The organism is Metabacillus idriensis (assembly GCF_050483325.1).
In the GTDB taxonomy this organism is placed as follows: domain Bacteria; phylum Bacillota; class Bacilli; order Bacillales; family Bacillaceae; genus Bacillus_P; species Bacillus_P idriensis_A.
The window spans coordinates 18,774-33,219 of record NZ_JBCMYF010000042.1 but is presented as its reverse complement, the minus strand read 5'-3'; the positions used below and the strand labels follow the sequence as shown (position 1 = coordinate 33,219).

At 40.7% G+C, this 14,446-nt stretch carries 16 protein-coding genes; 11 read left to right on the top strand and 5 right to left on the bottom strand.

Features of this window, described 5'->3' with window-relative positions:
* Positions 1–4: 4 nt before the first annotated feature.
* A complete protein-coding gene (locus tag ABEQ24_RS22370) occupies positions 5–1,429 on the top strand; it encodes a dihydrolipoyl dehydrogenase family protein (RefSeq protein ID WP_430008813.1) in 1,425 nt (474 codons plus the stop codon).
* Between the two features lie 105 nt (positions 1,430–1,534).
* On the opposite strand, the gene ABEQ24_RS22365 is transcribed toward ABEQ24_RS22370, so the two are convergent.
* A complete protein-coding gene (locus ABEQ24_RS22365; RefSeq protein WP_430008812.1) occupies positions 1,535–2,611 on the bottom strand; it encodes an FAD-dependent oxidoreductase in 1,077 nt (358 codons plus the stop codon).
* A 331-nt stretch (positions 2,612–2,942) separates the two neighbouring features.
* On the bottom strand, positions 2,943–3,413 hold the full coding sequence (locus ABEQ24_RS22360; protein ID WP_430008811.1) for a hypothetical protein: 471 nt from the start codon (positions 3,411–3,413) through the stop codon (positions 2,943–2,945).
* 188 nt (positions 3,414–3,601) lie between these two features.
* Between ABEQ24_RS22360 and ABEQ24_RS22355 the strand changes: the two genes are divergently transcribed.
* The 6 genes from ABEQ24_RS22355 to ABEQ24_RS22330 all read left to right on the top strand — a co-directional run bounded on the left by ABEQ24_RS22355 (position 3,602) and on the right by ABEQ24_RS22330 (position 5,983).
* Positions 3,602–3,820, top strand: a complete 219-nt coding sequence (locus tag ABEQ24_RS22355) for a DUF1659 domain-containing protein (RefSeq protein ID WP_430008810.1) — start codon at positions 3,602–3,604, stop codon at positions 3,818–3,820.
* Between the two features lie 36 nt (positions 3,821–3,856).
* On the top strand, positions 3,857–4,075 hold the full coding sequence (locus tag ABEQ24_RS22350; protein WP_430008809.1) for a DUF2922 domain-containing protein: 219 nt from the start codon (positions 3,857–3,859) through the stop codon (positions 4,073–4,075).
* A 100-nt stretch (positions 4,076–4,175) separates the two neighbouring features.
* Positions 4,176–4,313 carry a YvrJ family protein gene (locus tag ABEQ24_RS22345; RefSeq protein WP_430008808.1) on the top strand — a complete coding sequence of 46 codons (138 nt, stop codon included), beginning with the start codon at positions 4,176–4,178 and terminating at the stop codon, positions 4,311–4,313.
* A 59-nt stretch (positions 4,314–4,372) separates the two neighbouring features.
* Positions 4,373–5,236: a cation diffusion facilitator family transporter gene (locus ABEQ24_RS22340; protein ID WP_430008807.1), complete on the top strand. Its 864-nt coding sequence runs from the start codon at positions 4,373–4,375 to the stop codon at positions 5,234–5,236.
* Between the two features lie 231 nt (positions 5,237–5,467).
* The gene (locus ABEQ24_RS22335) at positions 5,468–5,722 is read left to right on the top strand and encodes a hypothetical protein (RefSeq protein WP_070876755.1); all 255 of its coding nucleotides are present in this window, start codon (positions 5,468–5,470) and stop codon (positions 5,720–5,722) included.
* Between the two features lie 177 nt (positions 5,723–5,899).
* Positions 5,900–5,983 (top strand): putative holin-like toxin, encoded by an 84-nt coding sequence (locus tag ABEQ24_RS22330; protein WP_223443286.1) that lies wholly within the window; start codon positions 5,900–5,902, stop codon positions 5,981–5,983.
* A 239-nt stretch (positions 5,984–6,222) separates the two neighbouring features.
* Here ABEQ24_RS22330 and ABEQ24_RS22325 read toward each other — a convergent pair whose 3' ends face one another.
* Positions 6,223–6,360 (bottom strand): hypothetical protein, encoded by a 138-nt coding sequence (locus ABEQ24_RS22325; protein WP_165970936.1) that lies wholly within the window; start codon positions 6,358–6,360, stop codon positions 6,223–6,225.
* Positions 6,361–6,536: 176 nt separating this feature from the next.
* Here ABEQ24_RS22325 and ABEQ24_RS22320 point away from each other — a divergent pair, with 176 nt between their 5' ends.
* On the top strand, positions 6,537–8,936 hold the full coding sequence (locus ABEQ24_RS22320) for an EAL domain-containing protein (RefSeq protein ID WP_430008806.1): 2,400 nt from the start codon (positions 6,537–6,539) through the stop codon (positions 8,934–8,936).
* A gap of 51 nt (positions 8,937–8,987) precedes the next feature.
* Here the strand turns inward: ABEQ24_RS22320 and ABEQ24_RS22315 are convergent, their stop codons facing one another.
* Positions 8,988–9,797 (bottom strand): HAD family hydrolase, encoded by an 810-nt coding sequence (locus ABEQ24_RS22315; RefSeq protein WP_430008805.1) that lies wholly within the window; start codon positions 9,795–9,797, stop codon positions 8,988–8,990.
* A 167-nt stretch (positions 9,798–9,964) separates the two neighbouring features.
* Entirely contained in the window at positions 9,965–10,378 is a 414-nt protein-coding gene (locus tag ABEQ24_RS22310) for a hypothetical protein (protein ID WP_430008804.1), read from the bottom strand.
* Positions 10,379–10,514: 136 nt separating this feature from the next.
* Here ABEQ24_RS22310 and ABEQ24_RS22305 point away from each other — a divergent pair, with 136 nt between their 5' ends.
* The 3 genes from ABEQ24_RS22305 (at position 10,515) to ptsG (ending at position 14,385) form a co-directional block, all read left to right on the top strand.
* Entirely contained in the window at positions 10,515–10,904 is a 390-nt protein-coding gene (locus tag ABEQ24_RS22305; protein WP_430008803.1) for a DUF6843 domain-containing protein, read from the top strand.
* A gap of 317 nt (positions 10,905–11,221) precedes the next feature.
* Positions 11,222–12,064 (top strand): glucose PTS transporter transcription antiterminator GlcT, encoded by an 843-nt coding sequence (gene glcT / locus ABEQ24_RS22300; protein ID WP_430008802.1) that lies wholly within the window; start codon positions 11,222–11,224, stop codon positions 12,062–12,064.
* Between the two features lie 224 nt (positions 12,065–12,288).
* Positions 12,289–14,385 carry a glucose-specific PTS transporter subunit IIBC gene (gene ptsG / locus ABEQ24_RS22295; RefSeq protein WP_430008801.1) on the top strand — a complete coding sequence of 699 codons (2,097 nt, stop codon included), beginning with the start codon at positions 12,289–12,291 and terminating at the stop codon, positions 14,383–14,385.
* The last annotated feature ends 61 nt before the right edge of the window (positions 14,386–14,446 follow it).

The following is a 14,446-nucleotide window of genomic DNA, read 5'->3' as shown; positions in this document are numbered from 1 at the left end:
AAACATGGAAGAATATGATGTGATTGTCATTGGCGGAGGCGCAGGCGGCCTTACCGTGGCGGCAGGAGCTGCAAGTCTTGGTGCTCACGTTGCCTTAATAGAAAAAGATATAAACTTAGGCGGTGACTGCCTTCATGTTGGCTGTGTGCCATCAAAGGCGCTGATTTCTGCCGCAAATCACGTTTATGAGGCAAAACAGACAGCTGCATCATTTGGATTATCCGTGAGCGGCGGCATCGATATGAAGCAGATCATAAATCATGTTCATCAAGCGATAGCAGCCATTCAGGAGCATGATGACGATGAACGCTTTACGAAGCTTGGAATCGATGTCATCCATGGAACGGCAGCTTTTCAGACTAAACATGAAATAAAAGTCGGAGAACAGGTCATAAAGGGGAAAAAGATTGTGATTGCGACAGGATCAAGACCTGCTGTGCCGGATATTGAAGGACTCAAAGATTCCAGGTTTTTAACGAATCAAACCGTCTTTCATCTGGATCGTCTTCCTGAAAAATTAGCTGTGATCGGAGGCGGACCAATCGGTGTCGAACTTGCACAGGCTTTTTCAAGACTTGGCTCTGAAGTTACCATCATTGAAAGATCATCAATGCTCCTTTCCAAAGAAGATGATGAAATCAGGGAGCTTGCAACGGATTTGCTGGGGAAAGAAATGACGATTTTAACTGAGGCAAGCATTGAATCTGCTTCAGCATTTGAAGACCGCAAAGAGCTTGTGATCAGTCAGGATGGTGTGCTGAAGACATTAGAAGTAAATGAGATTTTGCTTGCTGCAGGCAGGAAGCCGAATTCTGATAAACTGAACTTAAATGAAAATGGAGTCGCATGCGACGAGAAAGGTTTTATTAAAGTGAACGACTCGATGCAGAGCAGCCTATCCCATATTTATGCCATCGGTGATGTGAATGGAAACAATCTATTCACGCATGCAGCCGGAATGGAAGGCAAAGCCGTTGTACAGAAAGCTGTTCTGGGATTGCCGAATAAAGTGAAATATGGCCATATGCCTTGGGTTACATACACAAGTCCCGAAATCTTCCATCTGGGATTGACAGAGAATGAGGCAAAAGAAGCGCATAAAGAGATTCAAGTATTTAAAGCTCCGCTCAATGAAGTCGATCGTTTTATTGCCGACGGCGCAACAGATGGTTTTGTAAAAATCATAACAAACACAGGCGGAACAATCCTCGGGGCACATGCGATTGGCAAAGGAGCAGGAGACTGGATGCAGACTGTGGTGTTTGCAAAACAAAACGGGAAAAAAATCGGAGATCTCTCTCAAATGGTCTACCCGTATCCGAATCATGCAGCAGCTGTGCAAAAAACGGCTGATCTGTATTGGAGAGAAAAACTATTTTCAGGCATTCTGCCAAAGCTGACTGAAAAATGGATCAAAGTGAAGCCTTAAAAAGCATGGAGAAGTCCATGCTTTTTTTGATGGTTACTATTCTTTAGTCCTGAATGGGTTTGAAGTTTGCAAGTCATGAATTTGATAATAACAGGCTATTTTCTCTCAGCTCCCCATCTTCCGCATATATCTTCTGTCAATCCAATGCTTGATTCTCCATGCGAGAGAACCATAAAACGAAAATCCTCCATATAAAAATAATCCCTTTTTATCACCCGCTGAGAGAATGCTGATAAATCGCTTTTGCGGATTGAAGGCTGTCATTTCGTCTTCAGACAGAAATCTCCTGATATTTTCAAATAAAACAGGTGCCTGACGGATAGCATATACACCGTTTTTGGGGAGAGCCGAATGCTGCTTCAAAGTGACACAGTCTCCTGCTCCGAAAATGAATGGAAAACGGGGAACCTGCAGTTTGGTATTCACAAGCAAAAAACCATGTTCATCACATTCCATGCCGCTCTCTATTAAAAGAGGATGAGCTTTCGGCCCAGTAACTGCAAGGGCTATGTCATAGTTAACATGCAGGTCATCCGTATAAATGGCATGTTCTTCTATATTTGAAATCTCCTGATGTTCAATGAGGCCTATGCCGTTTTTAATCAAAATTCGAGACATTTTTTTGGAAAGCTTATCGCCATATGAATCCATTAAACTTGTCTTGCTCAAAAGGATCAGATTGGAAGGAAGTCCATATTTTCTGCGAAATGAAGCAGCTGAAAGGGCAAGCTCCACCCCAGCGGCTCCGCCTCCAATAATGACGGGATTTTCAGCACTTCTCAGCTCCTGAATACTTTCAGGAACCGTATAAGTTGGTTTTAAACTAATCACCCCATGGGCGGATAAGCTGCTGAATTTTGTCAGAGAACCGATATCAACAGAAAGGATATCAAATTGGATGATTTTCCCGGCCCTGGTTTCCACTTGCCTTAGGCAAGGATCGATTTTTACTGCTTCACCTTTTAAAAACGATACACCTGTCAGGCTGCATAGAGCTTCAACATTTATTCTTATTTCCTCCTTTTCGTACAGTCCTTCTGTAAACCCGGAAAACATGCCGGAATAATACTGAAAAGAAGATGGTGAGAGACAAGTAATGCTGCAGTCCAGTTCTTCTGTTTCCAATTTTTTTAAAAAAGCAGCGTGTGCATGGCCGGCGCCGAGTAATAGGATATGCTTCAAATCAATCACTCCCAAAATGCATCAGTCTTTCAGCGGACTGATGTTATTAATGTTGCCAAAACGAGAAAAGCACATGATTCTGTTGTTGAAGCTTGAACAGAACACATGTGCACGGTTAATTATATATTTTAAGTCGTGTATGTAATGGAATAGGTTCACTTGATTCATCCCATCTTGGGACACTTAAACAACGTAAGCCCTGCCTCTCATACGTCCTTGCGGTTCCAAGCCCGCGCCAGCTTGAGTAAGTGTGAATCTCAGATGTGCCCGAATCATTGCCTCTAAGCTTTATTTACCCGAATTTCCGGCATTAAAACGTATAGAAAAGAGTTTATCTTTTTTGAAACGCATGAATTCTCAAAATAATAAAGCGGATAAAAAATCCGGTCAGCAATCCTGGAATAAGAGAAAGCATCGGAAGCCAAATCGGTCCAAACAGCACGCCGAACAGCTTGAGCTTAGGAGAGTACATCAATCCCACCGTTACAAAATATGCGCCGAAGGCAAAAGGCAAAAAAGACAGGGGCGGCTCGGGTCCATCCGCATTTTTATAAGCATCATACATCGCATACATGTAAACACACGGATAAAACATCAGCCATCCGAATTCCACCGTTTGAACGGCCTGTTCAATTTCCCCTAAAAAACTGAGCATGATGACCTGATTGAAGTGACTATATGTATTAATCAGCAGTTCCAGCCCTATAAACAGAATTCCTTTAATCAGCTGACGGTTCAGCAGCTGTCCAAACCCAGGGAACGCTATGCTCCATAACAAAACTTCCAGTTTACTTGTTTTCACATTCATACCTACCTATCAGGATTCGTGTGATTTCCATTGAACGAATCAACCTGATGTTATTTTTTGTAAAAAACCGCAGAACATACTATAAATTTAAGACTGTTTATCCATTCACAAAAAAAGTTCATGAAATCTGCTACTCTTGTGACCATTTCCTTGTATAACGTATACGAAAGGAGGTGATCAGCATGGCAGAAACAATCATTCTTGATTCACAGCTTCGCCTTGTATTCGATATGGGCATGGATGAATTTGGAGAGCAGATCTTCAAATACAAGAATTACAACAATGTAAAAACATCAGCAACCGCTGAACAGCTGCTTCAGGCAGCCTCTGCAATCACAGATTTGCAAACCCAGGCACTATCTCATGTTGAACGAAACGATTCACATCAGGTAACAGCTTAAACTGCCTGAAAATAAAGAAGAAGGGAGGGAATGTAAATGGCGAAAACGCTGGAACTTCAATTTCTAAACGAAGAAGGCAAGCAGGTGAAAATCAACATCGATTCTCCAAAAGAACCGGTTGTTGAAGGTGATGTGTCAAATGCGATGGACCTAATCCTTGCTTCAAATGCTTTCACATCTCCAGGCGGAGATTTGTTCGGCAAAAAAGGGGCGCGTGTCGTTGAGAGGAATTTAACCGACCTGACAATCGGATAATGGAAATGAGGGTCAGATCTCTGTTAGGGATCTGGCCTTTCCTCTCTAAGTGAATACACTAAACAGTCAACATAAAAACTGGAAAAGGAGGAAACCTATTATGGAACAGTGGATTCAATTAATAAGCGAAGTCGGATTTCCAATCATGGTTACTCTCTACTTGCTGCACCGGATCGAAAGCAAACTGGACACTTTAAATACGTCTATTCAAATGCTTCCGAAGCAGTGGAATCAGTAGCCTGACAACAAAGCTTCACGCTTATGGAAATGGATCCGTTAAATGGGGAAGTGAAATCATTGGACGTTTATCAGGATTTAAAAAAAGGAGAACGCGGTGCCTGGCTGAGCATTGGGGCATACATCCTTCTTGCTGCAGCAAAGCTTGGCATCGGCTATGTTTATTCTTCTCAGGCGCTGCTTGCAGACGGCTTGAATAACGGGACAGATGTGATTGCATCGGCAGCCGTTTTAGTCGGTCTGAAAATTTCTCAAAAGCCGCCTGATCATGATCATCCATACGGACATTTTAAAGCGGAGGCAATTGCTGCTCTGGTTGCTTCATTTATTATCATGTCAGTCGGGATTCAGGTTTTGTTTGAAGGATTTAAATCCATCATAGAACCCAAAACAGAATCACCCAATTTAATCACCGCATGGGCAGCCATCATTAGTGCCATCATCATGTTTGGAGTTTACCGCTATAACAAATCATTGGCAAAAAAGATAAATTCAAAAGCACTGATCGCAGCAGCCCATGACAATCGTTCGGATGCACTTGTAAGCGTTGGAGCTTTTACGGGCATCGTTGCGTCTCAATTTGGTGTAGCATGGTTTGACACCATAACAGCCATCACAATCGGTTTCATTATCTGCAAAACGGCATGGGACATTTTTAAAGATACAGCTCATTCACTGACAGACGGGTTTGATGATCAGAAGCTGCTGAACTTTAAAGCAACTGTAGAATCCACTCCTGGAGTAGACAGGATCAAGGATATAAAGGCTCGGTATTTGGGAAGCAGTGTCCTTGTGGATGTCGTTATTGAAGTTCATGCCGGACTGAATGTAAGCGAAAGCCACGAAATTACAGATGAAGTGGAAAAAAGAATGGAGATAGAACATCGCATTTCTCATGTGCATGTTCATATTGAACCATCTTGATGAAAGAATAATCATTTAAAATGGCTTCCAGCTGGAAGTCATTTTTCTATATAAAAGTTCTTATGTCTCGACAGAATCATACAAAGGGAATCTTTCTTGAATTGGCGAATGTATTATATATGATAAGAAAAGCGCAAGCGCCCGTTCTGGCCGAGGAGCCTGAGCGTTCGAAGCTTAACATCGAAGCGCAAAATATTATCCTTTCATCTCTAAAAAAAGGAGGATTTCAAAATGCCTGAGAAGGAAAAGGTTTTGAAAATCAAAGAGTTCAGTGATGATATCGTCAGGAAAGTGCTGCATGATGAATACTCCCCTGATGCTCATTCCTTAAAAAATGTAGTCGAGCTGCTTTCGAGATCTGTCTATGATTTATCAGAAATGTATCTGAATGATCAATGCAATCATGAAGAAACCCTCAAAGGCACTTTGGCAAAAATGAAAATTGCCTGTAATACGGTGGATCAAAACCGAATAAAAACACCTTAAAAAAGAACACTCTAAGTGTTCTTTTTTTTTACGCAACAAAAAAATCTCACCAGCAATTAGGATATTTGGCTCAAAATACAAACGTATGTTCCTGTTTTGTTCGATTGATGTTATAATGGACTTGCAGGTCAATCTTTAATGGATCAGTTCGAACCCCTAGGAAAGGGGGGATGACATGTGACAATCTTTGAAAGTTTAGTTGTAATGGTTTCATTTGCTACGTTAATAGTGGCAGTGCTCGGTTTTGGGCAAAAAAAATAGACCTCTCATATCAGGAGGCCACAGTATTTCGTTTGTGTATTAAGCTGATCCGTTCGAGTGCTGTTTGACTGCTTTGGCTGTAGATGTGGCATCATCTGCAGCTTTATGGAAATAGTATATCATAAAATGACAGGGAAATTCCCGTCATAAAGCTGATTTTTTACAAAACGTTTCAAATATATAAAAGAGAAAAAGACGGTCAAAAGAACCGCCTTTCTTAGCTTACATGTATGTAAACCTTATTTTTGTTTTTTGTTCGCTTTTTGCTGGTTCATTTCTTGAGAGAACTCAGTATCAGCTTGCTGGTTTTGCTGTTGTTGATTTTGCTGCTGCTGCTGCATGTTTTGCTGCTTGTTGTTTTGGTTGTTCTTGTTCATCGCTCATTCCTCCTTTCAAGTGAAATTTCCTTTCGTTGGATAGTTTGCATCAAACATACAATTTTTAAACCTAAATTTCGCTATTTTTTGCAGAAGAAAGTTTTTTTGGAAAAAAGTGAAGATCCCCTTTAATATCTTGAATTTTGTTCGATATAAGGGATAAGGGGGAGTTTTGATTGTTTAACTTGAATGCAGATTTGTTTTTAATGTTTCTTGTTCTCGTTCAATCGGTGATCAGCTATCATCTGACGCCGGTGTTCGCAGCTATATACAGTCGTAATACTCAAGATAAACAGCCAAAAATCATAGGAATCCTCAGTTTAACCCTTGGTTTCTTGTTTTGGCTGACTCAACTGCTTGCCATATATTCAGTTCATCTGGAAGTAACCGTTCAGCATCCTTTCCTTTACTTTCTGGTTAGCTATGCTGTTTGCAGTGCTGTTGCTTTTTTCTCGATAAGAACAGGCGGCATTCCGAGAATGAGCTCTAAAGGATATTTCATAACGGGATGCGGTATGTCTCTTGGAATTATTTTGGTTGATTTTATTGGCTTTGCAATATTATTTCAAGGACAGATTGAAGTAAAACCGCTGCTGATTATATTTGCTGTGCTATTGTCTGCGGCATTCAGTTTTTCTGCACTAAGACTATTACTGATCGCTCTAGAGGACGGTTTGGTAAATCAGCGCCGGGCGAAATACTGCCGGACAGCAGGAAGCATCATTGGGGGAGTAACTCTTGCGGGCATCCCATATGTGATCATGACTTCATTTATAGATTATCAGCTTGCAGATGGCGGACCGTATGACTATTTGTTTCCTTTTCTATTTGTTTTTTTGCTGAACCTTATTCTTACATTTATTCCTGATCTGTATAGCCACACGATGATGAATGAACAGTCTGAGCGGATTAATGAAAAGGAAGAGAGGTTTCGCTCATTGTTTCATCACAGTCCGGATGGAGTGATATCAACTGATCTGCAGGGAGTCATTACTTCCGTCAACAAAGTAGCGGCAGCTTTAACTGATCTGCCGGAAAAGAATTTGATCGGCCTGAGTTTCCTGACTTTAATAAAAGAAGCGGACCATCAAAAAGCTTTATTTTATTTTTCTGAAATTGTAAAAGGGGACTTTAGCGAAAATGAGCTCTCTGTTTCTCTGAAGAGAAAAAATGGGGAAACACTTGATGTTCTGATTACAGCCGTAAGGCAAGTCGTTAATCATAAAGTTGTAGGAGTATATGGCGTTATTAAAGATGTCACTGAAAGCAAAAAAGCTCAGAACCGCATTAATTATCTGGCCTTTCATGATGAGCTGACAGGGCTTCCAAACCGGAGGTTCTTTATTCAGAAGCTTTCTGATTTAAGAGCAGAAAATCAGGCCTTTGCTATATTAAATTTGGATTTTGACCGCTTCAAACGATTGAATGATCTATTCGGGCATGCTTTTGGTGACCTGGTGCTGGTAAAGATTGCAGAAAGACTGACATCTGTTCTCCCTGATCAGTCCATTCTTTCAAGGCTAGGCGGTGATGAGTTCAGCATTATTATGCTTTCTGATGATTATGAGGCTGCAAATGAAACGGCAAGCGATATTGTTCATCATTTCCGCTTGCCGATGAAGATCAGGGGAAATGACTGTTTAGTTACCGCAAGCATAGGTATCGCCCATTATCCTGAACATAGCACTGACGCAGAAATGCTGATGAAATTCGCAGATATTGCCATGTACGATGTGAAAATGAACGGTTCGAACAGTTTCGGCGTCTATAAGCCAGAAATGAACGATAAATTAATTGAAAAAATACGGATTGAAAATGAATTGCGCAAAGCTCTTCAATATAAGGAACTCTGCGTTTATTTTCAGCCGAAGTTCAAAGAAAACCTCGCAACGGTCATTGGTGCAGAAGCTTTGGTCAGATGGAAGCATGCCGAGCTTGGCTTTATTTCACCCGCAACGTTTATTCCGATTGCAGAAGAGACAGGGTTGATTTTTGAGCTGGAACGTTTTGTCCTTGGCGAAGTTGCAAGCCATGTACAGACATGGGAAAGTGAAAATCTGAATTTTGGCCGAGTATCAATTAATATCTCACACCTCCATCTATACCAGGATGACTTGATCCAAACCATTGATGAAATTCTGTCTTCTTATCAAATTCAGGCTTCAAGTCTTGAACTTGAAATCACTGAAACAGCGATGATGGATAATGAGCTTGAGGCGAACAAGAAATTATCAAAGCTTCGGAGCAGGGGAATTGAAATCAGCATGGATGACTTCGGCACTGGGTACAGCTCCCTGAGTTATTTACAGAAGCTCAGCATCGACAGGCTGAAGATCGACCAATCGTTTATTAGAGAAATGGAACAGCATAATGGAAACGAAGCGATTGTCTCTATGATTATTTCAATGGCGAATCACCTTGAGCTGAAAGTGATTGCTGAAGGAGTAGAAACGAAAGCTCAAAAGGATCTTCTTGCAAAATTAGGATGCCTTGAATTTCAGGGATACCTAGGCGGAAGACCGATTCCAGCAGAGGAATTTTCAGATGTGTATTTATCAGGCATCAAAGCTGTATAGAGGAAAAACCAAAAAAGGGCGACAAAATCGCCCTTTTTGTTCTGACTTTTATTAAACTTTTACCTGCAGCTGATTTTTGTTCATTTCTAAAACTTGTTTAATGGCTTCCCCTACAGAGGAGACAGTATATGCGGCTTCCGTTTTCACTTCTGGAAGAGCCTCTTCCATTGCGAAACTGTGAGGGGTCATATTGAACATTGGAATATCATTGAATGAATCACCAATGCAGGCAACCTCATCGGACTTTATTCCGAGATGTTCAATCAGCATCTTAAGTGCGTTTCCCTTGCTTATGTTTTTAGGCATGACATCCAGGCACTGTTTATCGGATATGTAGGTCTCAATTGTATCAGGATGACGTTCCTGCAATATTTTCTGCAGCTCAGAAATGGCCTCATATTCACCTAAAATAGAAATTTTAGATGCTTTGACTTCTTGCCCAAGAGCATGAAGAAGATTGACGTTCTCTTCAATCGGAGAGAACATCCTTGATTCTATGCCTGTTATGACTTCATCCCGGCGTTCTGTATAATTTTTGCTGTAGTCTGCAATAATTGTGATTAAGTTTGTAGAACGGACTTGTTCAAACACTTCTTTAGCAATCACATTTTCAAAAGTGAGAGCATGAAGCGATTCATCTTGATCTGTATTGATGAATGCTCCATTTTGACTGATTCGATGATACTTTTCTCCAACCATCGTCAAGATTTCTCCAATTTCCACATCCATTCTTCCAGAAGCTAAACATACATCCACGCCATTTTTCTTTAATTCTTTAAGAGCTGAAATATCCTGCTCTGTCACTTTTTTTTCAAAGCTTAATAATGTTCCATCAAGATCACTGACAAATAATTTTATCATTTCTGATCTCCTCCTTGATGAATCTCTCTGCGGGATTTCCCTGACTTGTCTCATTATAGGGTTAGATCCCGGACGGTGCAATTGATGCGCCTGATGCAGATTGGGGTTGAAGAAATCTAATCAGGCCTCGCCCGTGTAAAGCGAAGCCAGCCAGTTCGAACAAGCCCTTACCGAACACCAAGCGTCTGTATCAGATTCTTAGGGTCGTATGATAGTTCAAAAAATAATGGCTTATTTTCATCAGTAAACAAAATGAGCCTCGGTGTATCTTCTTTGCTGTAAACAATCATACCTTCAGAGACAATCCCGTCATACCATTTGTTTTTCACTTTTAGTGACTCTTCAGGCTGAATTAAAATCAAATATCCTTTCTTAGGCAGGGGATTCACTTTTACTGTAATTCCCTTCATGGACTGAATCGCCAATTTCAGTTCATTCGTAAAATAAGCGGAAGAAGGAAGATCTTTCACCACGTCGCCTGTTTCAACGTCAATTACTTTGACGGCCTTTGTTTGTGCACTTGCTTCATGAATCGGAAAACAAAGAAAAAGGATCAGGAGACAAATATTAATTTTTTTCATATAAACACCTCACACTTACTTTCCCCAATTAGGACGAGTCAATATCTGGAATAAATTACATGGTGATTAAGGAAGGGATAGATTGTGGACATTTGTTGATGCTAACGAATAATTCATTGGTTTGGGAGGCAATAAGATGAAAAAATCTGTCATTATTTTAACCGCTGCTTTTTTCCTTACAGGGTGTACGAAACAGCAGGATCAGCCTCAGCGCACATTCTTGATCCCAGAGGGTTATACAGGGTGGGTAACGGTTCATAACGATCCTTCTGCAGTGGAAAAGAAAGAATACAAAGTGAATAAAGCAGGAGAGACATCCGTAAACGAAAAAAATATCCACGATGGCTGGGCCGCCACAACTTATTTTTACGTGGATGAAAAGGGGGAACGAAAAGAGCTTTCAAGGGGGAAAATGATTCACGGGGCCTCAAGCGGCGATCAAACCGGAAAAGACGGAGAAGCTTACTTTTTTGTAGGTGATAAACAAAAGTTTGAGACGACTGAATATGTGCCGGAAGATCAATAAATCTTCTAAAATCTTCTATTTGCAAGAAGGGGAGATTTGAAAGCTGCGTTAACAAGTATGCAGAATGATTGCATTAAGTCCTTTTCGTAAAAATTTGTTGCGTCTGCAGCGGAAAGTGACAGCCATGATTCATAATCAGTCCAACAATCTATGCTAAAACAGCCTTGCAAAAAGACCGCCAAATCTATTTGCATTGTGAGCACAATTTAGATATATTTCTTCCTTTTATGATCCAATTAAGTATTTCGCAGTTGACGTAATCACATGCTATTATGTACGATATGAAGCATTGAGAGATAAAAGGAGCTGAGGATTTCGTGAAGGAGTCCTTTACAATAAAAAAGGTTTTAAATAATAATGTGCTTATTGCCGATCATGATGCATATGAAGAAGTAGTTCTGATTGGTAAGGGCATAGGGTTTGGAAAGAAGCGCGGAGATATGATGCAGGAGGATTCGTATGAGAAAATGTTTGTTCTGACGAATCAAAAAGAGCAGGAACAATTTAAAATGCTCCTTCCTTTTGTCGATGAAGACATGATCGCGGTTGTCAGTGATGTCATCCACTTTATTGCCGAACGGGTGAAACTGCCCCTGAATGAACATATTCATATTGCCCTGATTGATCATATTACATTTGCAATTAAAAGGCTTCAAAAAGGGATGGACATTAAAAATCCGTTTCTGATTGAAACAAAAACGCTATATCCGAATGAATTTTTAATTGCTGAAGAAGTTATTGATATGATTAATGACAGGCTAAAGGTGAACTTGCCGGAAGGGGAAATAGGGTTTATTGCCCTTCATATTCACAGTGCGGTCACAAATAAGCCGATAGCAGATGTCAATCAGTTTTCGCAGCTGATTAATCAGCTGGTAGGTGTTATTGAAGACTCCATGAAGATAAAAGTGAATCATGACAGTGTCAATTACCTGCGGCTTGTCCGGCACTTAAGATATACGATTGAAAGGGTTCTTTCGGGTGAAACAGTTGAAGAACCAGAAAAATTCACTTTATTGTTGAAAAAAGAATATCCGCTATGCTACAATACATCTTGGAAAATGATCAAAGTGATGCAGCAATTTCTTAAAAAACCAGTCTATGAAGCTGAGGCTGTTTACCTTACATTGCATTTATACCGTTTAACAAACAAAACTTAATGAGAAAAGTACCTTACGTGTTACTGATACGATCAGGCATGAGTGAACAAGTACGTGTTGAAACCGGCAAATAAGGGGAATATACCCTTTGTGCACGGTCGTCCTTGTTGCACCATGCTTTTTTTGTTGTTCTTTTTAGGTGAGAAATGTAAACGCTTGTAATTTGCTTTCATGTTTTTTTTGCTTGCTGCTTACACAAACTATTTTATAAGGAGGTCATACACATGTTTAAAAATTTATTTGGAGTACTCCAAAAAATTGGTAAAGCTCTTATGCTTCCAGTAGCGATTTTACCTGCTGCAGGTATCTTGCTTGCATTCGGTAATGCAATGCAAAATCCGGAGCTTACATCAAAAGTTCCATTCTTAACAAATGAAATTGTACAGCTGATTGCAAAAGTAATGGAATCCTCAGGGGACATTGTTTTTGCAAATCTGCCGCTTCTATTTGCTGTCGGCGTAGCAATTGGCCTAGCCAATGGAGATGGGGTTGCAGGTCTTGCAGCGATCATCGGATACTTAATTATGAATGCAACAATGAGTGCTGTATTGCTTCAAACAGGGAAAATTCCAAGCGATGCTGTAGAGCTTGCACAATTCTTCCAGCAGCTTCATCCTGAATATGCGAGAGTCCTCGGCATGCCGACCTTGCAGACCGGAGTCTTTGGCGGTATTATCGTTGGGGTTCTCGGTGCATACATGTATAACAAATTCTTTAAAATTGAATTGCCGCAATACTTAGGTTTCTTTGCAGGAAAGCGTTTCGTTCCAATTATGACTGCTGTTTCTGCTGTAGCATTAGGTTTAATCATGCTGTTTGTCTGGCCGCCGGTACAAAACGGATTAAACGCATTCTCAACAGGGCTGCTTGAATCCAATAAAACATTGGCAGCGTTCATCTTTGGTTTAATTGAACGTTCATTAATTCCTTTTGGTCTTCATCATATTTTCTACTCGCCTTTCTGGTATGAGTTTGGAAACTACACAACTCAAGCAGGAGAAATCGTTCGCGGGGATCAGCGTATTTTCATGGCTCAAATTAAAGACGGCGCAGAATTAACGGCAGGTACATTCATGACAGGTAAATTCCCGTTCATGATGTTCGGTCTTCCTGCAGCTGCTCTTGCGATTTATCATGAATCAAGACCTGAAAACAAAAAATTGGTTGCAGGCATCATGGGTTCAGCTGCTTTAACATCTTTCTTAACAGGGATTACTGAGCCGCTTGAATTCTCATTCTTATTCGTGGCACCAATTCTATTTGCCATCCATGCAGTGTTTGCCGGACTTTCATTTATGACAATGCAATTGCTGAATGTCAAAATCGGGATGACGTTCTCAGGCGGGGTTATTGACTACTTCCTGTTCGGTATCCTTCCAAACAGAACAGACTGGTGGCTTGTTATTCCGGTAGGATTAGTATTCTCACTTATTTATTACTTCGGATTCCGTTTTGCCATTCGCAAGTTCAATCTTAAAACACCTGGACGTGAAGATGCACAGGAGGAAGATGAGGGTAAAGCGCCTGAGAGTGCAGGAGATCTTCCATATAACATCCTTGAATCACTGGGAGGAAGCTCAAACATCAAACACCTTGACGCATGTATTACCCGCCTGCGTGTTACAGTTAATGATGTAAAAGCAGTTGATAAAAACCGTTTGAAACGTTTAGGAGCAGCAGGTGTCCTTGAAGTCGGAAACAACATTCAGGCTATCTACGGCCCTAAATCTGATAACTTAAAATCACAGATTCAAGACGTTATGTCAGGCAAAACGCCACGTCCTGCGAAACCTGTTTCAGCTGAAAAAGAAGTGCAGGAGCAAGTTGAAGACGTTGTTGCAGAGCCTATTAAAAATGAAGTAAGTGAATTCTCGTTCGTTTCTCCATTAACAGGCGACATTCACCCAATCACAGAAGTACCTGATCAAGTGTTCTCTGGAAAAATGATGGGAGATGGAATAGCCATCACGCCTGCAGACGGCACAATCGTTTCGCCAGTAGACGGAAAAATCTTAAATGTTTTCCCTACAAAGCACGCAATCGGGCTTGAATCAGAAAGCGGTAACGAGATCTTGATTCATGTTGGAATTGATACTGTAAACCTTAAAGGGGAAGGCTTTGAAGCGTTTGTTAAAGAAGGTGACATTGTCACTAAAGGACAAAAACTGCTTCAAGTAGACTTGGATTTCGTTAAAGCAAATGCTCCATCTATCATGACGCCAATTGTCTTCACTAACTTAAACGAAGGCGAATCAATCGTGATAAAATCATCCGGCAGCGTTAAAGCAGGGGAAGAGCATATCATTTCTATAGAAAAATAATAAGAATGGAGTCGCATCACTTGTCAATCATGTGATGCGGCTGTTATGATAAGGTATTGTG